Annotated in this window: 25 protein-coding genes; 16 read left to right on the forward strand and 9 right to left on the reverse strand. The window is 66.4% G+C overall.

What is annotated here, in order from left to right; translation table 11 throughout:
- Nucleotides 1-4 precede the first annotated feature (4 nt).
- The 6 genes from rfbH to M5C96_RS22640 all read right to left on the reverse strand — a co-directional run bounded on the left by rfbH (nt 5) and on the right by M5C96_RS22640 (nt 7260).
- The gene (gene rfbH, locus M5C96_RS22615) at nt 5-1321 is read right to left on the reverse strand and encodes a lipopolysaccharide biosynthesis protein RfbH (RefSeq protein WP_272565417.1); all 1317 of its coding nucleotides are present in this window, start codon (nt 1319-1321) and stop codon (nt 5-7) included.
- A 6-nt stretch (nt 1322-1327) separates the two neighbouring features.
- Nucleotides 1328-2416 carry a CDP-glucose 4,6-dehydratase gene (rfbG, locus tag M5C96_RS22620; RefSeq protein WP_272565418.1) on the reverse strand — a complete coding sequence of 363 codons (1089 nt, stop codon included), beginning with the start codon at nt 2414-2416 and terminating at the stop codon, nt 1328-1330.
- On the reverse strand, nt 2410-3180 hold the full coding sequence (rfbF, locus tag M5C96_RS22625) for a glucose-1-phosphate cytidylyltransferase (RefSeq protein WP_272565419.1): 771 nt from the start codon (nt 3178-3180) through the stop codon (nt 2410-2412). Before rfbF ends, rfbG begins: the two co-directional genes overlap by 7 nt.
- Entirely contained in the window at nt 3177-4307 is a 1131-nt protein-coding gene (locus tag M5C96_RS22630; protein WP_272565420.1) for an aromatic ring-hydroxylating oxygenase subunit alpha, read from the reverse strand. The genes rfbF and M5C96_RS22630 overlap by 4 nt, the downstream gene beginning before the upstream one ends.
- Nucleotides 4308-4435: 128 nt before the next feature.
- A complete protein-coding gene (locus M5C96_RS22635) occupies nt 4436-5587 on the reverse strand; it encodes a DegT/DnrJ/EryC1/StrS family aminotransferase (protein ID WP_272565422.1) in 1152 nt (383 codons plus the stop codon).
- Nucleotides 5584-7260, reverse strand: coding sequence for an O-linked N-acetylglucosamine transferase, SPINDLY family protein (locus tag M5C96_RS22640; RefSeq protein WP_272565423.1), 1677 nt, complete (start codon nt 7258-7260; stop codon nt 5584-5586). The genes M5C96_RS22635 and M5C96_RS22640 overlap by 4 nt, the downstream gene beginning before the upstream one ends.
- A 250-nt stretch (nt 7261-7510) precedes the next feature.
- Here M5C96_RS22640 and motA point away from each other — a divergent pair, with 250 nt between their 5' ends.
- From motA to M5C96_RS22685, 9 genes are all read left to right on the forward strand, one after another.
- Nucleotides 7511-8371 carry a flagellar motor stator protein MotA gene (gene motA, locus M5C96_RS22645; protein WP_272565425.1) on the forward strand — a complete coding sequence of 287 codons (861 nt, stop codon included), beginning with the start codon at nt 7511-7513 and terminating at the stop codon, nt 8369-8371.
- A gap of 15 nt (nt 8372-8386) precedes the next feature.
- Nucleotides 8387-9325, forward strand: coding sequence for a flagellar motor protein MotB (motB, locus tag M5C96_RS22650; protein WP_272565427.1), 939 nt, complete (start codon nt 8387-8389; stop codon nt 9323-9325).
- Nucleotides 9326-9391: 66 nt separating this feature from the next.
- Nucleotides 9392-9778 (forward strand): chemotaxis response regulator CheY, encoded by a 387-nt coding sequence (gene cheY, locus M5C96_RS22655; protein ID WP_092745669.1) that lies wholly within the window; start codon nt 9392-9394, stop codon nt 9776-9778.
- A 2-nt stretch (nt 9779-9780) separates the two neighbouring features.
- Nucleotides 9781-10410 carry a protein phosphatase CheZ gene (locus M5C96_RS22660; protein ID WP_272565428.1) on the forward strand — a complete coding sequence of 210 codons (630 nt, stop codon included), beginning with the start codon at nt 9781-9783 and terminating at the stop codon, nt 10408-10410.
- 263 nt (nt 10411-10673) lie between these two features.
- On the forward strand, nt 10674-11828 hold the full coding sequence (locus M5C96_RS22665) for an EscU/YscU/HrcU family type III secretion system export apparatus switch protein (RefSeq protein ID WP_272569821.1): 1155 nt from the start codon (nt 10674-10676) through the stop codon (nt 11826-11828).
- Complete coding sequence (gene flhA / locus M5C96_RS22670) at nt 11825-13906, forward strand: flagellar biosynthesis protein FlhA (RefSeq protein ID WP_272565429.1); 2082 nt, start codon at nt 11825-11827, stop codon at nt 13904-13906. Before M5C96_RS22665 ends, flhA begins: the two co-directional genes overlap by 4 nt.
- Nucleotides 13903-15429 (forward strand): flagellar biosynthesis protein FlhF, encoded by a 1527-nt coding sequence (flhF, locus tag M5C96_RS22675; protein ID WP_272565431.1) that lies wholly within the window; start codon nt 13903-13905, stop codon nt 15427-15429. The genes flhA and flhF overlap by 4 nt, the downstream gene beginning before the upstream one ends.
- Nucleotides 15422-16219 carry a hypothetical protein gene (locus M5C96_RS22680; protein WP_272565433.1) on the forward strand — a complete coding sequence of 266 codons (798 nt, stop codon included), beginning with the start codon at nt 15422-15424 and terminating at the stop codon, nt 16217-16219. The genes flhF and M5C96_RS22680 overlap by 8 nt, the downstream gene beginning before the upstream one ends.
- A 4-nt stretch (nt 16220-16223) precedes the next feature.
- Nucleotides 16224-16940: an RNA polymerase sigma factor FliA gene (locus M5C96_RS22685; protein WP_272565434.1), complete on the forward strand. Its 717-nt coding sequence runs from the start codon at nt 16224-16226 to the stop codon at nt 16938-16940.
- Between the two features lie 125 nt (nt 16941-17065).
- Here the strand turns inward: M5C96_RS22685 and M5C96_RS22690 are convergent, their stop codons facing one another.
- From M5C96_RS22690 to flgA, 3 genes are all read right to left on the reverse strand, one after another.
- Nucleotides 17066-17428, reverse strand: a complete 363-nt coding sequence (locus M5C96_RS22690) for a hypothetical protein (protein ID WP_272565435.1) — start codon at nt 17426-17428, stop codon at nt 17066-17068.
- 42 nt (nt 17429-17470) lie between these two features.
- Complete coding sequence (gene flgM / locus M5C96_RS22695; RefSeq protein ID WP_272565436.1) at nt 17471-17806, reverse strand: flagellar biosynthesis anti-sigma factor FlgM; 336 nt, start codon at nt 17804-17806, stop codon at nt 17471-17473.
- Between the two features lie 91 nt (nt 17807-17897).
- Nucleotides 17898-18656, reverse strand: a complete 759-nt coding sequence (gene flgA, locus M5C96_RS22700; protein WP_442867336.1) for a flagellar basal body P-ring formation chaperone FlgA — start codon at nt 18654-18656, stop codon at nt 17898-17900.
- A gap of 213 nt (nt 18657-18869) precedes the next feature.
- On the opposite strand from flgA, the gene flgB reads away from it, so the two are divergent.
- From flgB to M5C96_RS22735, 7 genes are all read left to right on the forward strand, one after another.
- A complete protein-coding gene (flgB, locus tag M5C96_RS22705) occupies nt 18870-19328 on the forward strand; it encodes a flagellar basal body rod protein FlgB (protein WP_272565438.1) in 459 nt (152 codons plus the stop codon).
- 39 nt (nt 19329-19367) lie between these two features.
- The gene (gene flgC / locus M5C96_RS22710; RefSeq protein ID WP_272565439.1) at nt 19368-19772 is read left to right on the forward strand and encodes a flagellar basal body rod protein FlgC; all 405 of its coding nucleotides are present in this window, start codon (nt 19368-19370) and stop codon (nt 19770-19772) included.
- Between the two features lie 21 nt (nt 19773-19793).
- A complete protein-coding gene (locus tag M5C96_RS22715) occupies nt 19794-20444 on the forward strand; it encodes a flagellar hook assembly protein FlgD (protein WP_272565440.1) in 651 nt (216 codons plus the stop codon).
- 57 nt (nt 20445-20501) lie between these two features.
- Nucleotides 20502-21779: a flagellar hook protein FlgE gene (flgE, locus tag M5C96_RS22720; RefSeq protein WP_272565442.1), complete on the forward strand. Its 1278-nt coding sequence runs from the start codon at nt 20502-20504 to the stop codon at nt 21777-21779.
- Nucleotides 21780-21832: 53 nt separating this feature from the next.
- Complete coding sequence (gene flgF / locus M5C96_RS22725) at nt 21833-22573, forward strand: flagellar basal-body rod protein FlgF (RefSeq protein ID WP_272565443.1); 741 nt, start codon at nt 21833-21835, stop codon at nt 22571-22573.
- Nucleotides 22574-22618: 45 nt separating this feature from the next.
- Nucleotides 22619-23401 (forward strand): flagellar basal-body rod protein FlgG, encoded by a 783-nt coding sequence (gene flgG / locus M5C96_RS22730; protein ID WP_272565444.1) that lies wholly within the window; start codon nt 22619-22621, stop codon nt 23399-23401.
- A gap of 65 nt (nt 23402-23466) precedes the next feature.
- Nucleotides 23467-24186, forward strand: coding sequence for a flagellar basal body L-ring protein FlgH (locus tag M5C96_RS22735; protein ID WP_272565445.1), 720 nt, complete (start codon nt 23467-23469; stop codon nt 24184-24186).
- Nucleotides 24187-24237: the final 51 nt, after the last annotated feature.

The following is a 24237-nucleotide window of genomic DNA, read 5'->3' on the forward strand; positions in this document are numbered from 1 at the left end:
GGTGCTAGAAGTTGACGCCGAAATAGGTTTCGATGCGATCGGCCACAAAGTCGATCATGCCCTCGCTCAATCCGGGGTAGATGCCCAGCCAGAACGTGTGCTCCATGACCGTGTCCGTATTCGCCAGGCTGCTGGCCACCCGGTACGTCTGTCCCTGCATCGAAGGCTGCCGGGTCAGGTTGCCGGCGAACAGCAGCCGCGTGCCGATGCGGCTCTGATCCAGGTACTCCAGCAGATCGACGCGGCGGGTACCGGCAGCTTCGCGCAGCGTGAGCGGGAACCCGAACCACGAAGGCTGCGAATTTTCCGTGGCCCGGGGAAGCACCAGGAACTCCTCGCAGCTTTTCAGCCGGCCGGCGAGATGCTCGAAATTGCGCTGCCGCGCCGCGATGAAGCCGGGCAAACGGTCCATCTGCGCCAGGGCACAGGCCGCCTGCATGTCGGTGATCTTGAGGTTGTAGCCGACATGCGAATACGTGTACTTGTGGTCATAGCCTGGGGGCAGATCGCCCAGTTGCCAGCCATACCGCTTTCCGCAGGTGTTGTCCTTGCCGGGCCCGCAATAGCAGTCCCGCCCCCAGTCGCGGAATGACGTGACGATGCGTGCCAGTTCATCGTCGTTGGTGAAGACCGCGCCGCCTTCGCCCATGGTGATGTGGTGGGCCGGATAGAAGCTCAGGGTTCCGATATCACCGAAGGTGCCTACCAGCCGTCCGTCGTAAGTGGACCCCAGGGCGTCGCAGCAATCCTCGACGAGCCACAGTCCATGCTTGCGGCACAACGCTTGCACTGCCTCCAGGTTGTAGGGATTGCCGAGGGTGTGGGCCAGCATGATGGCCTTGGTGCGCGGCGAGATCGCAGCTTCGATCAGCGCGACATCGATGTTGTAAGTGCCGAGTTGCACATCCACGAAGACGGGCACCGCGCCGTTCTGCAGGATGGGATTGACGGTGGTGGGAAACCCCGCCGCCACACCGATCACCTCGTCGCCCGGGCGGATGGCCCTCTGGCCCAATGCAGGAGACGTGAGCGCCGAGAAGGCGAGCAGATTCGCGGACGAGCCGCTGTTCGTCGTGAGCGCATGGCGCACCCCGAGGTACTCGCGCAGGCGCTTTTCGAACGCATCGTTGAAACGCCCCGTGGTCAGCCATCCGTCGAGCGACGCAGCCACCATGTTCTGCAGCTCGGCCTCCCCGATCACCTTGCCGGAGGGCGGAATGGCCGTGGCGCCCGGCAGGAATGGCTGGGCGCGATACGCGTGGGCCGCGTATTCGCCAACGAGCGCGGCGATCTGCTCGCGGATGTGGTGCAACTTGTCCATAGAATTTCAGCGCTCGGCGGCGCAATACGATTCGATCTGACGCTCGGTCACCTGGCGCATGTCTTCGCCGCGAGCGTGTGCGGAATGCCATTGGGCGATGCGCTCCACGGCCTGCGCCAGCGACCACCGAGGCCCCCAGCCCAACAGAGAGCAGGCCTTGCTGCTGTCGAGCCGCAGCATCTGCGCCTCGTGCACGCCCTCGGGCCCGGCCGCGAAGCGGCATTCGACAGGGCCAGGCCACGCGGCAGCCAGTTGCCGAATGACGTCGCCGACGCTTCGCACGTCCTGCTCGGCGGGCCCGAAATTCCAGGCGCCCGATGCCACCAGACCCTTCTCGACGAGTCTCTGCGCCAATTGGAGGTACCCGGCCAGGGGCTCCAGCACATGTTGCCATGGCCGTACGGCAGCGGGATTGCGCACGTCCAGCGGATCGCCGCCGCAGGCGGCTCTTAGGAAGTCCGGAATCAGCCGGTCGCGGGACCAGTCACCGCCGCCGATCACATTGCCCGCCCGCGCCGTGGCCAGCGCCACACCGTGATCCGCGTGCCTTGCCGGGGCGAAAAACGAGTCGCGGTAACAGGCGGCCACCAGCTCGGTGCAAGCCTTGCTGTTGCTGTAAGGGTCGAACCCGCCCAACGCGTCGTTCTCTCGATAGCCCCAGAGCCACTCGCGGTTCTCATAGCATTTGTCGCTCGTCACCACCACCACCGCGCGCACCGACGGCACGCGACGGACGGCGTCCAGAAGGTGCACGGTACCCATGACGTTGGTCGAATAGGTGCCGACCGGATCGGCGTAGGACTTGCGCACCAGGGGCTGTGCAGCCATGTGGATCACGATCTCCGGCGCCGCTGCTTCCAGCGCGCCTGCAAGCAACGCCGCATCCCGCACATCGCCGATGACCGAATGCATGCCCTGCGCGGCCCGGGTCAGCGCGAACATCGCGGGCATGGAGTCCGCCTCCAGCGCATACCCCGTCACCTGCGCGCCCAAACGCTGCAGCCAGAGCGACAGCCAGGTGCCTTTGAAGCCTGTGTGGCCCGTGACGAACACCTTGCGTCCGGACCAAAAACCGCTGTCGGGACCGCTCACCATGACTTCCAGGGCGCATGGCCCCCCTGCCAAAGCTGTTCGAGATAGTTCTTGTCGCGCAGCGTATCCATGGGTTGCCAGAAGCCTTCGTGCCGATAGGCCTGCAACTGCCCAGACCGCGCCAACGCCTCGAGCGGAGGGCCTTCCCAAACCGTCTCGTCGGAATCGATCAGATCGAAAACGGCAGGAGACAGCACGAAGAACCCGCCGTTGACCATGCCGCCGCCGCCATCGGGCTTTTCGCGGAACGACAGCACGCGGTCGCCCTCCATGTCCAGCGCGCCGAAGCGGCCGGGTTGCCGGGTGGAGGTGAGCGTGGCCTGCCGTCCATGCGCCCGGTGGAACCGGATGAGCGCCGTGATGTCGATGTCGCCCACCCCATCGCCATAGGTGAAGCAGAAGGCCTCGTCCTCGCTCACGTAGCGCCGCACACGGCGCAGGCGGCCACCCGTCTGGGTGGCATCGCCGGTGTCCACCAGGGTCACCCGCCAGGGTTCGGCATACCGCTCGTGAACGTCCATGCGGTTGTTCACCAGATCGAACGTCACGTCGGACATGTGCAGGAAATAGTTCGCGAAGTACTCCTTGATCACGTAGCCCTTGTAGCCGCAGCACACCACGAAGTCATGAATGCCATGGTGCGAGTACATCTTCATGATGTGCCAGAGAATCGGGCGTCCACCGATCTCCACCATGGGTTTGGGCTTTTGCTGCGTCTCCTCGCTCAGGCGGGAACCCAGCCCCCCCGCCAGGATGATGGCCTTCATGCTTTTCCGCCCATCGATGTTTCGGAGCCCTGAAGCGCCTGGGCATAGGCCGCCTGGAAATGCGCCACCCGGTCCTCGATCCCGGCGCCCACGAGGGCCGGGCGCTGCGCCTGATCGACGCCCGCCTGCACCTTAATGCAAATACCACCGTCTTCCGCGAACACCTTGCGCGTGAAGGCGTGGCCGTCGGCATGGATGTGTTCCATCATCTTGGCGCCGGCAGGCGTGGTCCCGGTGAACTCCACGCCCACAGTCCTCGAGTGAACCGTGGTCTGGCGGGGCGCGGTCGGCTCGAACGACTGGACATGGAAGCTGTAACCCATGAACGACGTAACAGTCAGGTTCGGAAAAATATGGTGGTGGGTGTAATGCGCGAAGCGCCAGGGCCATTGCCCGATCTTGCTCTCCATGCGGGCGAACCGCGCTACCCACTGCGCATCGGCGGCATGCTCCAGGTGGCTGTGCCGGCGATCTTCGAGGAAGAAGCGGGGTGCCGTTTCGGCCCGGTCCATGCCGTCGACCTGCATGAAGGTTCGCGAATGCACGGCAGGGACGTGATACCCCTCGAGGGCATTCTCGATCACGATTTTCCAGTTGGCGCCCACCGGCTCCCGGAACTCGTCCAGCAAGCCTTGCATCCCCTGGCTGGCACGCTCGAGAAAGGCGTATTGCTCGCCCAGATACTCGCGCAGTGCCGGGCCGCTTTCGGAAATACGGACAAACACGAACTGCCCTACCGCCTCGCAGTTGAATTCCTGGAGGCGAAAGCGGGCAGGTTCGGCCACCACCTCGGGAAAGCAGTGTTTCGCCGGAATGCCGACCGGAACGCCCTCCCGGTCGTACACCCAGCCATGGTAGGGGCAGCGCGCAGGCCCGCGGTGCGTGCCCGATTCGCACAACTGGGCATGCCGGTGGGAGCAGACATTGAGAAAGGCACGCGGCCGCCCCTGGCTGTCGCACTGGAGCAACAACGACACCCCGCCCACCTGCACACCGCGGTGCACGAGACCGCCGAGTTCGAAGCGCATGCAGACGAAAACCCAGCTTTCGCGGAACAGCCCCTCCAGTTCGCAGGCGTGGTGATCGGGGTCTCGATAGAAGTGGGGGGAAACGACACTGCTCGGCATGGATCGACTCTTCTGGATGGATGTTGCAAGGACCGCGGCCCCGTGGTCGGTACCGGTCTGGGGCCTGCCGAGCCAGCGGCGGCTCGTACAGCCCATTGTCTCTACAGTGATCTGAAATGGGCCCCTTCCTAGCTGCGCATTGCCTGCTCCATCACACGGGTGAGCCGCTGCATCTGCGCAGGATCCATCTTCGGAAAGAACGGCAGGCCGATCAGGGTTTCGGCGAGCGCATCCGCTTGGGGCGTGGGCAATAGCGTACAGAAGGGCAACAGGGCTTCCATGCGGTGCATGAGAGGCTGGTACCAGCGACGCGTCGCGATGCCCTGCGCGGCACACAGTGCCTCGAGCCGTCCCCGGCAGGCAGCGTCGGGCATCCGTGCACACAACAGCGTCGGTGCTGCAATGGCGCCGGCCGGGCCCGCCAACTGCCATGCGATCCGGCCGTCCGCCGCGCGCGCAAGGGCATCCTGCATTTCCCGCTGCAACGCGCGCCGGGCCTGCGCGCCCTGCTCCCAGCAAGCGAGCGATGCCAGCGCCACGGCAGCGTGCAACTCGCTCATTTTGGCGTTCGTGCCCACCGCAGCCAGGGCGCCGACCGGCAGGTGGCTGGCCGGGTCGAGGTTGATGCCGAAATTGGCCAGTTGACGCACTCGCGCCGCCAACCCGGGACGGGACGAGACCACGAAACCGCCCTCTCCCGCCGGCAGCGACTTGGTGGCATGGAGACTGAACACGAGCGTGCCAGAAGCGCCTGCCAGCCACTGGCTGCCAAAGCCGGCTGCCGCATCGATCACCACCGGAAGCCCCGTTTCGTCCTCGAAGCGTTGCCAGGCCGCCATGTCGTGCGGCATGCCGAGGGCCGCCACGGGCAGGACGGCATCCACGGCATCGGTGGCATGGGCCGCGCGCGCGATGTCGGGCGTCAGCAGCCAGCTGTCGGCATCCACATCGCACAGTACCGGCACGTGGCCGGCGCGCAGCACAGCCGTCGCCGTGGCAGCGAACGTGAAGGTGGGCATGAGCACCCGGGAGCCGGCACGCAGCCCCAGCGATTGCAGCACCAGCTCCAGGCCCAGGGTGGCGCTTGCCACGGTCGTGACCTGTTCTGCACTCAGGCCGAAGCGCTCGGCGAAGCGGTCCTCCAGTTCGCGCACCAGTGGGCCGCCGTTGGAGTAGTAGCGCGCGGCATGCATGCGCTGCAGATAGGGCAGGAGGGACAGCGGGTCCGGCACATCCGGCACCAGCAGAGGAATGGGATTGGTGGAAGCGCCAGCGGTCATATGGAGGGCGTGCCGTGCACACGCTTCTCGCCACCGCCCAGGTGTGCCAGGGCCGGCTCCGCATCGGCGAACACATCCAGGAAACGGTCACGGCCTTCCAGGTAGTTGAGCCACATGAGCCGGAACGCCTTTTCCAGCTCGGCCGTGCGGGCGGCATAGTCCATGAGTGCGCAGGCGGAAACGCGTTGCCGTGTTTCGTGGCGCAGGCGGGCCAGGGTTTCCGGATCGGCCATGAACGCCAGGGCCCGCTCGACGTATTGGTCGTCGCTGCGCGCCACCCAATCGGGATAGCCCACGCCCTGCAGCGTGCGCGCGGTGCTCGCGTCCACACCGCGCTCGGCGTCCAGCGCCACGATCGGCAGCCCCATCCAGAGAGCATGCAGCGTCGTGGTGCCGCCAGAGATCGGGGCCGTGTCGAGCGCCACGTCGGCGATATGCCCCAGTTCCATGAACTGATTGAGCGGTTGCTGGTGCATCACGAACACGCGGTCCAGCGGCAGGCCCTGTGCCTCGACCCGCATCTGCATGTTGGCCTGCGCGGCCTCGGCAGACCGCTCCTTCACCATGATGACGAGGCGCGCATCGGTGCGTGCCTGCAGGATGCGGCCCCAGACGCCCAGCATGCGGTCCGTGACCTTGGCGGAATTGTTCAGCGAGATGAGCGTGGGGTAGACGTTGCGCAGCATCGGCGGCTCTTCGCACAGCGGCGCATAGGTGGGCGGCGCGTAGCTCGCCATGCAGGCCAGGCGAAAGAGCCGCTCGCTGTAGAAGACTTCATGGCCCGGCGGGGTGATGCCAACATCCGTCAGGCGGTAGTCCATGGCCTTCATGCCCAGCGGGCTCATGAATCCGAGCCACGTCACCTGCACGGGCGCTGCGCGGCGCGCGAAGACCAGCAGGCGGTTGCCGGCGGTGTGGCCCGACAGGTCCACCAGCACGTCGATGCCGTGCGAGCGGATGAGCGTGTACAGCTCGTCGTCGGACAGATGGATCATCTCGTGCCAATGGGGCACGCATTGCTGCAGGGCATCGGTGATGCCGTCTCGCCGCCCGCCCGAATACACATGCACCTCGACCTCCTGCGGGTCGTGGTGGCGCAGCACGGGCAGCATGAAGAACGCGATGGAGTGCTCCCGGAAGTCGGCCGTGACATAGCCGATCTTGAGGCGTTTCTTCGGCCGCCGATCGGCCACGACGAGCGGAGCGACCTTGCGCGTCAGCGGATCGGCGTAGCGCCGGCCCCAGTCCCGGTAGACCTCCAGCGTCTTGACGGGATTGCCCTCGATCTGGTCATGCAGGAAGGCGCGCATCACCCACATGGCCGGATTGTTGCCGCGGCGACACACATCGTCGATCATTTGCAACGCTTCGGCATGCCGGCCCAGGTTGAACAGCGCGAAAGACAGGCCATGCTGCGCATCCGGCATGCCGGGCTGCAGGTTCAGGGCGGTCTCCAGCGCCGGAATGGCCTGCGCCCAGTTTTCCATCTTGAGGTAGGTGCGCCCGACATGCATCCACACGTCCGCACGCTGCGGATCGAACGCCAGGGCCGTCGCGAATTTCGTCAGGGCCCCCATCAGGTCCTGCTGCGCCAGGCACTGCTCGGCCTGGAAGAGCGCGATCAGCAGCTCGGCATGCTCTTGCACATCGGCGTCGTCGGTGGAAGTGGACATGGAGCACATCGGCGGCAGGCAATGGGGAAGGGTTGGATCGGGGGCAGTGGATCGAAACGGCTGGGGTCCATCTTAGGGGCTCGCGGAGCCTGCGGTGGCCCCAATAAACCATGGTTTGCCCGCCTGTTTTGGCGGTGGGCGGCCGGTTTCACCAACAGGGCAACGGGACTTGTCAAGGGGAACGAATTGGGGTGTATCCCGCCTGCATTTCCGTTTTTGCGCTTCAAAAAGACTCTGACAGAATGGCCCCATGTTTGTAATCATCGGTTACCTGGTCTGTCTCGGGTGCATTTTCGGCGTGTACGTGGTGCACGGCGGGAATGTGAGCGTGATCATCAAAGCGCTCCCGTTCGAGATGATCACGATCTTCGGCGGCGCGCTGGGCGCGTTCGTGGTGAACAACCAGCCGAAGGTGCTCAAGTCCACGCTGAAGGCGCTGCCCATGGCGCTCAAGGGGTCCAAGTACACCAAGGCGCGGTACATGGAACTGATGGCCATGCTCTACGACATCCTGCAAAAAGCCCGCAAGGAAGGGCTGATGGCCATCGAAAAGGATGTCGAGACGCCCCACGAGTCGGAAATCTTCAAGAAATACCCCACGGTCGGCAACGACCATCATGTGATCGAGTTCATGACCGATTACCTGCGCATGATGGTGTCCGGCAACCTGAACGCCCACGAGATCGAGGCGCTGATGGACAGCGAGATAGAAACCCACCACCAGGAAGCGCATGCCCCCGTGGCAGCGCTGGCCCGCCTGGCCGGCGCCCTGCCCGCCTTCGGCATCATCGCGGCCGTGCTCGGTGTGGTGAACACCATGGGCTCGGTGGGCCAGCCGCCTTCGGTGCTGGGCGGCATGATCGGCTCGGCGCTGGTCGGCACTTTCCTCGGGATCCTGCTGGCCTATGGTGTGGTGGAGCCGCTGGGTGGCCTGGTCGAGCAGAAGCTGGAAGATGCCGCCAAGGAACTGCAGTGCATCAAGACCACGCTTTTGGCCAGCATGCAGGGCTACAACCCCGCCACTGCGATCGAATTCGGCCGCAAGGTCCTGTTCTCCACCGACCGACCGAGCTTTTCCGAGTTGGAAAGCCACGTGAAGGGCAAGAAGTAGGCTGAAGACGCCACCATGGCCGACAAGAAACTCCAGCCGATCATCATCAAGCGCGTCAAGAAGGGCGGCCACGCCGTGCATGGCGGCGCCTGGAAGATCGCCTATGCCGACTTCGTGACGGCCATGATGGCGTTCTTCCTGCTGATGTGGCTGCTGGGCTCCACCGCCAAGGGCGAACTGCAGGGCATCGCCGCCTACTTCAATTCGCCGCTGAAGGTGTCCATGCAGGGGGGAGACGGTGCGGGTAACAGCTCGAGCGTGATTCCCGGCGGCGGCAACGATCTGTCCAAGGTGCATGGCCAGGTGCGGCGCTCCGACTCGGAGACATCGACGAACCGCCGCGCCAACCTCGAAGCCGCACGCGCCGAGCGCGCCCGCCAGGACGAGATGCGCATCAAGGCGCTGCAGGCCAAAATCGACGCGCTTATCACCGAAACGCCCAAGCTGAATGAATATCGCTCGCAGATCCGCATGGATGTGACGCCCGATGGCCTGCAGATCCAGATCGTGGACGACCAGAACCGGCCCATGTTCGACAGCGGCAGTGCGTTGGTAAAACCCTACATGCGCGACATTCTTCGAGAAATCGGAACCGCGCTCGGCGGCGTGCAAAACCGCATCAGCCTGGCGGGCCACACCGACGCGACGCCCTACGGCAACGGCGACCGCGGCTACAGCAATTGGGAACTGTCGGCAGACCGGGCCAACGCCTCGCGCCGCGAACTCGTGGCCGCCGGCATGCCGGATGCCAAGCTGGGCCGCGTTGTCGGGCTGGCGGCCAGCGATTTGCTGGAGCCCAAGGAGCCGCGCGCGCCCGCTAACCGGCGCATCACGATCACGGTTTTGACCCAGGAAGCCGAGGAACGGCTGCTCGGAAAGAAATCTGCCACCATCACTTCCACGGAGTTCACCGCCGAAAAGCGCGAGAATCCGGCATCCGCCCCTCGGCCGTAACGTCTTGTCACCAAACCTGCGGCCCATGACAATACACACTGCAATTTCCGACCGAAAGGGTCCCACGTGACCACTGCACTCCGCTTTTTGATCGTTGACGACTTCTCCACCATGCGACGCATCGTGCGCAACCTGCTCAAGGAAAGCGGCTTCGCCGATGCCGACGAGGCGGAAGACGGCGTGGTGGCGCTGAACAAACTGCGCAACAGCAAGTTCGATTTCGTCGTCACCGACATCAACATGCCCAACATGAACGGATTCCAGCTGCTGGCTGAAATCAAGAAGGACGACAAGCTCAAGCACCTGCCTGTGCTGATGGTGACGGCGGAAGCCCGCAAGGAAGACATCGTGGCAGCCGCCCAGAACGGGGCAGCCGGCTACATCGTCAAGCCGTTCACCAAGGCCACGCTGGAAGAGAAAGTCACCCTGATCCTCAAGAAAATGGGCCTGTGATCATGGATACCTCGGACAACAACCTTCCGGAAGCCGGCGCCGTTCACAACAAGATCGGCCAGCTGACCCGCCAGCTGCACGACTCGCTGAACGAACTCGGCTACGCCGACAAGCTGCGCGGCACGATGGGCGAGTTGCCCGATGCGCAAAGCCGACTTTCCTACATCGCGCGCCTCACGGGCGAAGCGGCGGAGAAGGTATTGAGCCGGGTGGAGCAGGCCAAGGCCCAGCACGACTTCATCGCCGAGGAAACCCGCCGCGTCGTCTCCTCGCTGGTCAAGGACCCCGTGGCGGCCGTCGCCAAGGGCGAGATCATGAACTTCCTGCACGACGTGGAACGCGTCACCAAGGAAGCCGACGGCCACCTGACCGAAATCATGATGGCGCAGGACTTCCACGACCTCACCGGCCAGGTGATCGCCCGTGTGGTCAACCTGGCGGCCACGATCGAAGAGCAGCTGGTGCAGTTACTCATCCAGACCGCTCCCCCGGCCGCGCAGGCGCAGGTCGCCCCGGTGGTGGAAGCGCGCCGCGAACACCTGGCCGGCCCGGTGGTCGACCCCGAAGGCACGCCCGATGTGGTCACCGACCAGTCGCAAGTGGATGATCTGCTGGCCAGCCTGGGCTTCTGATGGCGCGCGGGCGATGGCGCTCCTGAAAAAGGAGCGCCCACCGAATGCCCGCATGGGATTTCATGGCATTTTGGCATGCAATGGCAATAAGTACTAGGGCATATTGCTATCATTTTTGATACAACGGCATGCGTGACGCCCCGCCCCTGCCGGCCCACCCCACCGGCCGCCACCCTGAATAGCCGCCCGACAAGCCGTCTATTCGCGCTTTAGGTTTCCGGGGCGCTCACGACAATGGCATGACCACCAGCCGTCATGCCACCATGGACTCCAGCCAAGACAAAGACCTCCCCGCGACAGAGCACAAGCTCCAGAAAGCGCGCAAGGACGGCCAGGCTGCGCGCTCGCGGGACCTGTCCCACATCGCCGTCCTCGGCATGGGCGCCTGCAGCGTCCTCGTGCTGGCGCCCATGCTGACCGAACACCTGCAGCTGGCCGTGCGCGAACAGCTGGTGTTCAACGCCGCCACGGTGCAGGCCACGGGCAGCATGGTCACCCGGCTGCACCAGATGGCGCTGATCGGCGTGGTCGCCAGCCTCGTCTTCGCCGTTCTCACCAGCGCCGCCGCCGTGGTCAGCGCCATCGGCGCCGGCGGCTGGGTGTTCAGCTTCCAGCCCATCACACCCCAGTTCAGCCGGCTGAACCCGATCTCGGGGTTCACCAACCTGGTGTCCAAACAGCAGCTGGTCAACGTGGGCAAGATGGTGCTCATGACCGGCGTGATCACCGCCGTGGCCTGGAATTTCCTGGGCAACAGCATCCAGAAGCTGTCCATGCTGGTGCTGCAGCCCTCGCCGGTGGCTCTGCGCTGGGTGGGCGAATGGATGACCTCGGGCGTGAGCCTCATGCTGCTGGTGGTGTTTCTCGCGGCGGTCGTCGACGTGCCGCTGCAGGCGTTCTTCTTCAAGTCGCGCCAGAAGATGTCGCACGAGGAAATCAAGCAGGAGCACAAGGAATCCGAGGGCAGCCCCGAGACCAAGAGCCGCCAGCGCCAGCGCGCCCGCGAGATCGCCGACCGCGCCAGCATCGCCGCCGTGCCCAAGGCCGACTTCGTGGTGATGAACCCGACCCACTATGCCGTGGCCCTCAAGTACGAAGAAGGCACGATGAGCGCCCCGCAGGTGATCTCCAAGGGCACCGACCTGCTGGCCTTCAAGATCCGCGAAATGGCCACGCAGCATTCGGTGCCGGTGCTGCAGTCGCCCATGCTGGCCCGCGCGCTCTACGCGCATGCCGAGTTGGACCAGGCCATTCCCGCCACGCTGTACGCCGCCGTGGCGCAGGTGCTGGCCTACGTTTACCGCCTCAAGGCCGCGATGCGCGGCGAAGGTCGCATGCCCGAGGCCCAGCCCGACCCGTTCGTGCCGCCCGAGCTTGATCCGCTGAACCGCACCACCGACGCAGGGACCGCCCCATGACGCCCTCCATGAAATCCGTCCGGCAGTGGGCCGGCACCAACGCCTCGGCCGTGCAGGGCATGTCCGCCCCGCTGCTGGTGGTGGCCATCCTGGCGCTGATGGTGCTGCCCATCCCCGCCTGGCTGCTGGACACCTTCTTCACGCTGAACATCGCCGTCGCGCTGATGGTGATGATGGTGGCGGCCTACATGCTGCGGCCGCTGGACTTCGCGGCGTTTCCCTCGGTGCTGCTGCTGACCACGCTGATGCGGCTGTCGCTCAACGTGGCCTCCACCCGCGTGGTGCTGCTGGAAGGCCACACCGGCCCGGGCGCGGCGGGTGCGGTGATCGAGGCCTTCGGCCACTTCCTGATCGGCGGCAACTTCGCCGTCGGCCTGATCGTGTTCGCCATCCTGGTGGTGATCAACTTCGTGGTGGTGACCAAGGGCGCCGAGCGGATCGCCGAAGTGTCGGCCCGCTTCACCCTGGACGCCATGCCCGGCAAGCAGATGGCGGTGGACGCCGACCTGAACGCAGGCCTCATCGACGAGAAGGAAGCCAAGCGCCGGCGCCTGGAAGTGGCGGAAGAAGCCAACTTCTTCGGCTCGATGGACGGCGCCTCGAAGTTCGTGCGCGGCGATGCGGTCGCCGGCATCCTGATCCTGCTGATCAACATCGTCGGCGGCTTCGCCATCGGCATGCTGCAGCACGACCTGTCGGCCGGCCAGGCGGCCAACAGCTACATCCTGCTGGCAGTCGGCGACGCGCTGGTGGCGCAGATCCCGGGTCTGCTGATCTCGGTGGCCGCGGCCATGGTGATCTCGCGCGTGGGCAAGGAAGAGGACATGGGGCACCAGATCGTGCAACAGCTCTTCATGTCGCCCCGCGTGCTGGGCGTGACGGCCGGCATCCTGATCCTGCTGGGCCTGATCCCGGGCATGCCGCACGCCGTGTTCCTCATCATGGGGTCGGCGCTGGGCTACGCCGCCTGGACGCTGATGAAGCGCGCCAACGCCCCGCAGCCGGTGGTGGAAGCGCCCCCGCCCGCGCACGACGGCGAAGCCAGCTGGGACGACCTGCAGCCCGTGGACCTGCTGGGCCTGGAGCTGGGCTACCGCCTCATCACGCTGGTGGACAAAAACCGCCAGGGCGACCTGCTCACCCGCATCAAGGGCGTGCGCCGCAAGTTCGCGCAGGAAGTGGGCTTCCTGCCGCCGGCCGTGCATGTGCGCGACAACCTGGAACTCAAGCCCAGCGCCTACCGCATCACCCTGCGCGGCGTGGTGGTGGGCGAAGGCGAGGCCTTCCCCGGCATGCACCTGGCGATCAATCCCGGCGGCATCACCACCCCCCTGATCGGCACGCCCACGACCGACCCCGCATTCGGCCTGCCCGCCCACTGGATCGACGAACACCAGAAGGAAGCGGCACAAATGGCGGGTTTTACGGTCGTTGATTCAGAAACCGTGATGGCGACGCATTTGTCACACTTGATGCAAGTTCAAGCCGCAAAGCTCCTGAGTCGCACCGAAACCCAGCAACTCGTGGAACACGTGGCAAAACTGGCCCCCAAGCTCATCGAGGAAGTGGTTCCCAAAATGGTGTCGATCGCAACGTTCCAGAAAGTCCTCCAGCTGCTGCTGGAAGAGTCTGTGCACATCCGCGACATTCGCACCATCATCGAGACGCTGGCCGAACATGCCGGCGCCACCACCGACCCGGTGGAACTGGCCCGCCGCGTGCGCATCGCGCTGTCGCCCGCCATCGTGCAGCAGATCTACGGCCCGACGCGCGAGCTGAACGTGATCGCCATCGAACCCGGCCTGGAGCGCCTGCTGGTGCAGGCCCTGAGCAACAACGCCGGCCCTTCGCTGGACCCGGGCGTGGCCGACATCCTCACGCAGAAGGCCGCCGAAGTCGCCATGAAGCAGGAAGAACTGGGCATGCCCGCCTGCCTGCTGGTGCCCGACGCCATCCGCAACGCCATTTCCCGCCTGGTGCGCCGCGTCGCGCCCCGGCTGCAGGTGCTCGCCCACAGCGAGATCCCTGAAACCCACACCATCCGCATTGGCCCGATCCTCAAAGGTGCATCCGCATGAACATCAAACGCTTCACCGCCCCCACCTCGCGTGAGGCCCTGGCCAAGGCGCGCATGGCCTTCGGGGACGGCACCCTCATCCTGTCCAACCGCCCCACCGCCAATGGCGTGGAAGTCATGGCCACGGCGGAAGACACGCTGTCCAGCCTGGAAAACGCGCCCGAGCAAGCTGCGCCGAGCCGCCTGCAGGAGCGCGCCTCCGACATGGCCGCCAGCCCCGCGCGCACCCTGGCCCGCCCCGCAGCCGCCGCGGCCCGGGCCGAGCCCCAGCGCAATGCGGTGGCGCAGGACACCGAGCAGTTGGCCATGAGCACGCTGTCGTTCCAGGACTACGTGCGCGAGCGCATGCTGCGCCGCCGCCACGAAGCCCTGACCGGCACGGCCGAGGCCCCTTCGATCAACGAGCGCAGACGCGAACGCGCTCCGGACCGCGAGCGCGAACGCATGCCCGCACCGGCCGCCGCGCCCGTGGTGCGCCACAACCCGCTGCGCTCCATTCCGATGGACGTCGCCCCCGAGCCCGTGGCCCCGCGCCGCGTGCAGGTGCCCGTGCCCTCGCTGGCCCCCGCCGCCGGCCAGCAGAACCTGATGAGCGAGCTGCAGTCCATGAAGGACCTCATCGAGGACCGCTTCAACACCCTGGCCTGGCTCGGCCAGGCCAGGCAAAACCCGATCCAGTCGAACCTGATGCTCAAGCTCATCCGCGCCGGCTACTCGCCGTCGCTGGCCCGCGCCGTGCTGGAGCGCCTTCCCGAGGAACTGGGCGCCGGCGACGCGGTGCGCTGGCTCATGGAAGTGCTGGAGCGCAACCTGAAGACCGACGCGCACGCCCGCCCCCTGTACGAAGAAGGCGGCATCTACGCCATGGTGGGCTCCACCGGCGTGGGCAAGACCACCACCACGGCCAAGCTCGCCGCCCTGTGCGCCCGCATCCACGGCCCGGGCAGCGTCGGCCTCATCACCCTGGACACGTACCGCGTCGGCGCCCACGAACAGCTGCGCACCTATGGCCGCATGCTGGGCGTCGTGGCCCACCTGGCGCACGACCGCGCCGCGCTGCAGGACCTGCTCGGCCTGCTGGGCGGCAAGAAGATGGTGCTCATCGACACCACCGGCGTCGCCCCGCGCGACCCGCGCAAGCGCGACATGCTGGATGTGCTGGACCTGCCCAACGTCAACCGCCTGCTGGTGCTGAACGCCGGCTGCCACGGCGACACGCTGGACGACGTGCTCAGCGCCTTCAAGACCGCCGGCTCTCAGCAGGCCATCCTGTCCAAGGTGGACGAAGCCGTCAAGCTCGGACCTTCGATCGACGCCCTGATCCGCCACCAGATGGTGCTGCGCGGCGTGACCAACGGCCAGCGTGTGCCTGAGGACTGGGAGGCCGCCGATGCGCACAAGCTCATCAGCACCTCGATGCGCTCGCCCGCCAAGTCGGCCTTCGACCCCAAGGCGTCGGACCTGAACTTCTTCTTCTCGCACTCGCCCGAGCTTGCCTCGGAAAGGGGACTGGTCGATGCTTGATACCGGATTCCACCAGGCCACGAGCCTGCACAGCATCACGCCGCAGTCGGACCTGCGGGTCGTGTCCGTCGTGGCGCAGCCCGACGCCGCCTACGGGTTGGAAACCCTGTGGCAGGTGTGTTCCAGCCTGCAGCGGCTGGGGTATCCCGTGGCCGTGCTGGACGGCACCGCCCGCGAAACCGACGACGCGCCGGGCCTGGCCCACCTGCTGGCCGAGCCCTCCTGGCAGAACGGCGCCCCGCTCGAAACCGGCCCGGCGGCCTCGTCGCTGGCGGTGATTCCGGCCGGCTACGGCATGCAGCGCCTCGCCCGCCAGACCGCCGACGGCCCGGCCGCGATGCAGGCGCTGCAACCCTTCTTTCGCACCTATGCGCTGCTCGTGCTCTACGCCAGCGCCGAGGTGCTGGCACCGCTGGTGCGCGCGACCTCGGCCATCCCCCTGGTGATCGCCGAGGGCGGCCCCGACAGCGTGGTGCAAAGCTACCGGCAACTGAAACACATGGCGATGCACGCCGGCGTGCACTGCTCGGTGGCCTCCATCCTGCCGCCGGGCGGGCCGGCCCAGGCCGACCCGACGCATGCGGCGTTGAACACGCTGCAGCGCTGCGCCGAGCGGCACCTGGGCAGCGGCATCCTGACCAGCACGGTGCGTGCCAACCACGCCCAGGACGTGCAGCGCCTGGCCTTGCAACTGCTGGAAAACGCGTGCACCATTGGCGCCGCAACGCCGCCCCCCACCCCGCCCTTCGGCATGACGGAGACGGCTGCGCATTTCGCCCGGAGACATTGACCCGATGTACACCGCCAAAGGACAGCTCGACCGCGATGCGCTGATCCGCCAGCACGTGCCGCTGGTTCGCCGGATTGCGCACCACATGATCGCCAAGCTCCCGCCCAACGTGGAGCTGGACGACCTCATCCAGGTTGGCATGATGGGCTTGAGCGAGGCTCTGTCGCGCTACGAGGTGGCGCAGGGCGTGCAGTTCGAGACCTTCGCCACCCAGCGCATCCGCGGCGCCATGCTCGACGAACTGCGCGAGGGCGACTGGATGTCCCGCAGCTCGCGCAAGAGCCAGAAGGAAATCGAACACGCCGTCCACCGGCTGGAGCAGAAACTCGGCCGCAGTCCGCTCGAGTCAGAAATCGCCGCCGAGCTGGACCTGAGCCTGGGCGAATACCAGACGCTGCTGGGCAAGGTGCGCGGCACGCAGCTCGTCTACCTGGAAGACATGACGCGGGGCGACGACGGCGACGACAGCTTCCTCGACCGGCACGTGGCCGACGGCGACGCCGACCCGATGGCCATGCTGCGCGACCAGCGGCTCAAGGCCTCGCTGGTGGCCGCCATCAAGAGCCTGCCAGAGCGCGAGCAGCACATCATGGGTATGTACTACGAGCACGACATGAACCTGAAGGAAATCGCGGCCGTGCTGGGAGTGACCGAATCGCGCATCTGCCAGCTGCACAGCCAGTCCATCGCCCGCCTGCGCGCCAAGATGCGCAGCCACTAGCGGAGTGCCGCTGCCCCCCCACCGGGCACATCCCCTGGAGCCAACGAAAAAGGCCGCATGCAGATGCGGCCTTTTTGCTTTGGGGAACTGGCTTTTGCCAGGAGCGAAGGGGAAGCCGGGCGGGATCAGCCCTGCGACCGGTAGATCCGAGCGGCGCCGCCCGAGCGTGCCGGAGCACCGTTTCCGTAGGTCGCAGCCTCCTGGGGCGGCAGCAGGGTCGCCACCTGGCGCTCGGTCAAAGCAGACAGGCGCGCCAATTGTTCCCGCTGCTGGGACAACTGGCTGCGCAGGGCCTGGATGCGGCGCTGGATGTCGGCCGGCAATTCGGTGGGGCGGGGGATTTTCTGAAGCGCCTGGGACAGATCGAGAGCGGCCTGGCGCAACAGGGGGGCGGTACGTTCTACCGCGAGCGCGTCGGTTTCCACCAGGGCGGCACCGACGTCTTTCAACCGGGATTCAACTTCAGACAGCGTGGTTTCGAGTTGCATGGGTGGATCCTGTGCCGATCAACCCCTGCAGGAAACCCGGGGTCAGTGGCTGTTGCTGGTGTGGGAGATGATTTCCTGCGCATTGGACAGCAGCTTGTCCGCGATCGCATCGGCGTCCACCGTGAACGTGCCCTTTTCGATGGCGGCGCGCACGGCCTTCACCTTGTTGGCATCGAAATCGGTGCTGGCCCGGCCATTGGCTTCGAGTCCGCGGGCGGCGCTGGAAAACGTGACAGGCACGCCAGCGGCCGCAGCGGCAGCGGGCGCGGCGCTCTTGGCAGCCGTTTCGGCGGCAGCCGCAGGGGCCTTGGCCTGCTTGGCGGCAGTGGCGGCTTGCGACACTGCATTGGCTATTTCGGGGTTTTGACCTATCTTCATCGCTCTCTCCCACCCCGCTCGATGTGGGGCACAGTAGCAATGTTTTCGACCACTTCGACAGGGACTTTAGGCTTTTCTTGCGCCCCATCGCTTACAAAGTGATCTCTACTGTTCCATTTTCGGACACAACACCGGCGACGACACGGCCATTCTCCATACGGATGCGCACAGTCTCGCCAACGGCGCCTGCAGTGATCGCCTGGCCTGCGGATGTTACCGAATAACCCCGCCCCTGCGCCACCACCCGCACCGCCGCCCCCGCCTTGAACAGGGTCGGCGCCTTCACCATGTGCTGACGCACGGCCTGGCCGGCCATGAGCTGGCGCGAGGCCACCATGCCGACCCAGCTTTCGGGATTGGCCAAGATCGCGGTGGTTTCTGCCGCCCAGTCCACTTCGGCCTCGGTCGCATCGGCGGCCGTGAGCACGGCCCCGGACGCGACATTGCCCGTGAGCACCCACGCCGGGCCGTACGCCTTGACGGTGACGGGCAGGAACACGTTCCACGCGGTGGCACCGTCCACGCACCGCAGCCCGAGGCGGGTGCGGCCCCACAGCCGCGAGCCAGCGGGCAGGTAGGGCTCGACGCGAGCGCATGGCGCTAGGCGCAGGCGGGGGTCCAAGGCCCCCACACTCACTTCCATGCGCAGCGGCATGCTGGCCGTGCCCGACTGGCCGCGCTGCAGCGCATCGTCCAGCCAGCGCTGGGTGATTCCGCCCAGGTCCGCCGCCGGTTCGGCCACGGCCTGGGCCCGCAGCGCCGCGGCGGGCAGGGCAAAGGCCGCCGCCAGCGCGGCCATCCGGGCCAGGCGCAGGGTGGGAAGGAATCGGGGAGCGGTGGTGTGTGACATGGGAAAGCCTCCTGTGGCGGGGAATGCGCCGCCCAACAGGGAAGGCCATTCGACCCCTTGCACTTTAGGGCCGGCCGGCGCGCACGAAGCACCGAACTGCGCGCCAATCGCCGCGTTCTTCGCGCTTTAGAAAAACCGGCCCATTTCCATAATCGAACCCACGCCGGAACCCCTCTTTTCCCCGGCCAGGACCCAACGCTTTGCGAGGCTGACATGCTCAACAAGATGACTGAAAGGCTGGATTTCCACGGCAACGCGCTTTTGCTGCGTGCCGAGCGCCAGCGTGCCATCGCGAGCAACATCGCCAATGCCGACACGCCGGGCTACGTGGCCCGCGACTTCAATTTCGCCGACGCGATGCGCGATGCGACCGGCGGCGGCTCGACCACGCTGAGCACCGGATCGGGGTCGACCATGTCCCTGGCCACCGGCCAGCGCCAGCAAAGCGCCACCGATCCGCGCCACATTCCGCTGCCGGCCGCCACGACAGGCATGGGATCGGGCAGCACGCTGGGCTACTCGGTGCAGACCCAGCCCAACCTGGACAACAACACGGTGGACCTCGATCGCGAGCGGGCCGCCTTCGTGGACAACGCCGTGCGCTACGAAGCCACGCTGCGGTTCATCAACGGCAACGCCAAGACGATGCTGAGCGCCATCCAGGGCCAGTAAGCGCCGCAACGCCACCACCCACGGAAAGCGGAAACCGCCATGTCCATGTTCTCCATCTTCAATGTCTCAGGCAGCGCCATCAGTGCGCAGTCGCAGCGGCTCAACGTGGTGGCCAGCAACCTGGCCAACGTCGAGGCCGTCGCCGGCCCGGACGGCCAGGCCTACAAGGCGCGCCAGGTGGTGTTCCAGACGGCGCCGATGGGCGCCGAGAGCGCCGCCGGCGTGCGGGTGAGCGCGATCAGCGAGAGCAACGCGCCGGGCAAGCGGGTGCACGACCCGAGCCACCCATCCGCCGATGCGGAGGGCTACGTCACCCATTCCAACGTGAACGCGGTGGAGGAGATGGTCAACATGATCTCCGCCTCGCGCTCCTACCAGAACAACGTCGAGGTCATGAACACGGCCAAGTCGCTGCTCCTCAAGACCCTGCAGATGGGCCAGTAACTTTTCGGGAAGAACCTCGCCATGATCCTCAATCCCATCGGCTCCACCGCCACCGTGAATTCGGGCACCAGCGCCAATTCGGCCACCGACCCCAACGCCGCACAGGACCGCTTCCTGAAGCTGCTGGTCGCGCAGTTGAACAACCAGGATCCGATGAATCCGATGGACAACGCGCAGATGACCTCGCAGATGGCGCAGATCAACACCGTCACCGGCATCCAGACGCTGAACCTCACCATGCAGACCATGGCCGAGCAGTTCTCCACGATGCAGACGCTGCAGGGCACGGCCATGATCGGCCGTTCGGTGCTCGCGGAAGGCTCCAAGATGACTTACACCGACAGCACGGGCAAGGGCTACTTCGAGCTGGCCGGCGCGGCGACCAGCACCAAGGTCGAGGTCGTCACGCCCGGCGGCGCGGTCGTCGGCACGGTGGACATGGGCGCGCAGGACAAGGGCCGCCACGAGTTCGAGTTCGACGCCAGCAAGTACGCGGGCAACAAGAGCGACCTTCAGTTCCGCGTGGTCGCCTCCACCAAGGACGGCACCGTGCAGTCCACGGCGCTCATGCAGGCGAAGGTGGTGGGCACCGGCTCCAACAGCGGCGCGCTGACGCTCGACCTGGACACCGGCAGCACCGTCAACTACAGCCAGATCAAAGCGGTGCTCTGACCAGCACGCCCTTCCCACCTATCCACGCGCTTCCCTTCTTCCTCTCAGGAGAACACCATGAGCTTTCAGCAAGGCCTGTCCGGCCTCAACGCCGCCAGCAAGAACCTGGACGTGATCGGCCACAACATCGCCAACTCCAACACGGTGGGCTTCAAGGCCTCCCGCGCCGAGTTCGCTGAAATGGTTGCCTCGGCCATCGGCTCCGCGGGGGGAACCAACGCCGGCATCGGCGTGGAAACCGCCGACGTGGCGCAGCAGTTCAACCAGGGCAACCTGTCGATCACCGGCAACAGCCTGGATGTGGCGATCAACGGCGACGGCTTCTTCAAGCTGCAGCAGCCCGATGGCACCAATGCCTATACCCGTGCGGGCAATTTCAAGCTCGACGACCTGGGCAACGTGATCACCAACAGCGGCGCCAAGGTGATGGGCTACGCGGTGGACCCGGCCACGGGCCTGCGCTCGTCGAGCAATGCCGCGCCGCTCACCTTCCCCACCTCGCAGCCGATCCCGGCCAAGCAGACCACGTCGATCACCGCATCGTTCAACCTCGACGCGCGCGCCCCGAACGCTGCGGGCGACTCCACCGCCACGCCGCCCGTGCCCGCCACGCCGCGCGCCACCTACGGCACCTCGATCAACGTCTACGACAGCCAGGGCGTCGCCAAGCCGGTGAGCCTGTACTTCCAGAAGAACGGCGCCAACACCTGGGACGTGTACGACAAGCTGGACGACCCCACGGCAACGCCGCCCGTGGTGGCCACTGCCATCGGCCAGATCAAGTTCGACAACAACGGCAAGATCACGTCGCCTGCCGCGACGGCGCCCGCCACGGGCTTTCAGATGCCGATCACGATCTCGCCCACGCCGCCGAACCCCAACAACCTCACCGACTACACCGTGAACGTGAAGCTGGACGGCGTGACGCAGTTCGGCACCAAGTTCGCCGTGTCCGACCTGTCGCAGGACGGCTACACCGCCGGGGAGCTGACGGGCATCAACATCGAAAACAACGGCATGGTGATGACGCGCTACTCCAACGGCGTGACGCGCGCCGAGGGGCAGCTGGCGCTGGCCAGCTTCCGCAACACGCAGGGCCTGGCGTCCATCGGCAACAACAACTGGGCCGAGACGTTCGAGTCCGGCCAGGCCGTGATGGGCGCGCCCACCGACGGCAAGTTCGGTGCCCTGCGCTCCGGCGCGCTGGAAGACTCCAACGTGGACCTGACGGCCGAGCTGGTGAACATGATGACGGCGCAGCGGGCCTACCAGGCCAACGCACAGACCATCAAGACGCAGGACCAGGTGATGTCCACGCTGGTCAACCTGCGCTGATCCTTTTCCTGACCTCTGCCCACACCGACTGAGACGCCTGCGCGAGACCCTCCATGGACCACATCATCTACACCTCGATGACGGGCGCCAGCGCTGCCGCGCAGCGCCAGTCGGTGCTGGCCAACAACCTGGCCAACGCCTCCACGAACGGCTTCCGGGCGGAAATGTCCACCTTTCGCGCCGTGCCGGTGCAGGGCGACGGCGCCAAGACCCGCGTGTTCGCCCTGGAGGCGACCTCGGGCCACTCCGAAGCGTCCGGCCCGGTGCAGCGCACCGGCCGCAACCTGGACGCCATGGCGGTGGGCAATGCCTGGTTCGCCGTGCAGGGGCTCGACGGCACCGAGGCCTATACCCGCAACGGCAGCCTGGAAGTCTCGGCCACGGGCCAGTTGCTCACGAGCAACGGCCTGACCGTGCTCTCGGACGGTGGAGGGCCCATCGACGTGCCCCAGGGCGCGGAGATCGCGCTGGGCTCGGACGGGACCATCACCGCCAAGGTCGGCAGCCAGCGCCCCGCAGCCGTGGGGCGACTGAAGCTGGCCACGCCCACGCTGGAAGACCCACTCAAGCGCGGCGACGATGCCCTGTTTCGCACCACCTCGGGCGATCCGCTGCCCAGCGATCCCAATGCCCGCATGCTGTCCGGCGCGCTGGAAGGCTCCAACGTGAATGCCGTGGAGAGCATGGTCGGAATGATCGCCGCCTCCCGCCAGTTCGAGGCGCAACTGCGCCTGCTGCAGACGGCCGAGACCAACGACAAGTCGGCCAGCCAGCTGCTGAGCCTCAACGGCTGACCCCGACGCCGAGCCCGACGCAACCGCCTCCCCAAAGGAACCGCCATGATCAATTCCCTGTGGATCGCCAAGACCGGCATGTCCGCCCAGCAAACCCAGCTGGATGTCATCTCGCACAACCTGGCCAACGTCTCCACCAACGGCTACAAGCGCAACAACGCGGTCTTCGAAGACCTGATCTACCAGAACCAGCGCCAGGTCGGCGCGCAGACCACCGAGCAGAACCAGCTGCCCACCGGCCTGCACCTGGGCCTGGGCGTGCGCACCGTGGCCACCAGCCGCAACTTCACGCAAGGCAGCCTGCAGCAGTCCAACAACAACCTGGACGTGGCGATCAACGGCAACGGTTTCTTCGAAATCACCCAGCCCGACGGCACCATCGGCTACACCCGAGACGGCTCGTTCCAGCTCGACGCGCAGGGCCGCATGGTCACCTCCAGCGGCCTGCCGGTGGCCAACGGCATCACGGTGCCCGCCAACGCCACGGCCATCAGCATCAGCACCGAGGGCGTGGTCTCCGCCACCGTGCCGGGCAGCACCGCGCCCCAGCAGCTGGGCAGCATCGCGATGGCCAACTTCATCAACCCGGCCGGCCTCGAGCCCATCGGGCAGAACATGTACAAAGAGTCGGCCGCGTCTGGCCAGCCCCAGCAGGGCACGCCGGGCACCAACGGCCTGGGCTACATGCGCCAGGGTTTCCTCGAAACCTCGAACGTGAACGTGGTGGAAGAGCTGGTGACCATGATCCAGACCCAGCGCGCCTACGAAATGAATTCCAAGGCCATCCAGACATCGGACCAGATGCTGGCCAAGCTCGCGCAGCTTTGAAGCGCAACGCCGACCGTTCCCACGAAGAACGCCCACGCCCCCACCGCTTGTTGCAGGACTCCGCCATGCGTACCGCCTCCTTCCTCCGTTCGTCCCCCGTGCCGGCGCCGTCCGCGCGCCTGGCCGCCGTCGCCGGCCTGGTGCTGCTGTGCACCGGCTGCGCCACGCTGTCGCCGCCGCCGCCCGTGGACCTGCTGCCCACCACGCCGCCGCCCGTGGCCGCCACGCCCCGCCCCTCGGGCCCGGCGACGGGCAGCCTGTTCCACGCGGCCAGCTACCGGCCGGTGTTCGAGGACCGCCGTGCGCGCCTGGTGGGCGATGTGGTCACCATCCAGATCATCGAGACGGTGTCGGCCAGCCAGAAATCGACCTCCACCGTGGACCGCAAGTCGGGCACGGCGTCGGGCATCACCGCGCTGCCGTTCATCAGTTCGACCAACCTGGGCAAGGCCTCGCTGGGCGCGACCAGCACCAACAACTTCGAAGGCAAGGGCGGCACCGAAAGCACCAACACCTTCACCGGCACCATCACCACCACCGTGATCGACGTGCTGCCCAACGGCCACCTGGTGATCGCCGGCGAAAAGCAGATCGGCGTGAACGACAACGTGGACGTGCTGCGCTTTTCCGGTACGGTGGACCCGCGCGCCCTGCAGCCGGGCAGCGTGATCAGCTCCACGCTGGTGGCCAACGCCCGGGTGCAATCGCGCGGGCGTGGCGCCCAGAGCGAGGCGCAGGCCATGGGCTGGCTGTCGCGGGCTTTCAATTCGGTCACGCCGTTCTAACCGCGCCGCCACCCATCCCCTCCCCGCAATCTGCCGCCACGGCCTGGCGGC

Origin of the sequence: Acidovorax sp. GBBC 1281, from assembly GCF_028473645.1 — a bacterium.
In the GTDB taxonomy this organism is placed as follows: Bacteria; Pseudomonadota; Gammaproteobacteria; order Burkholderiales; family Burkholderiaceae_C; genus Paracidovorax.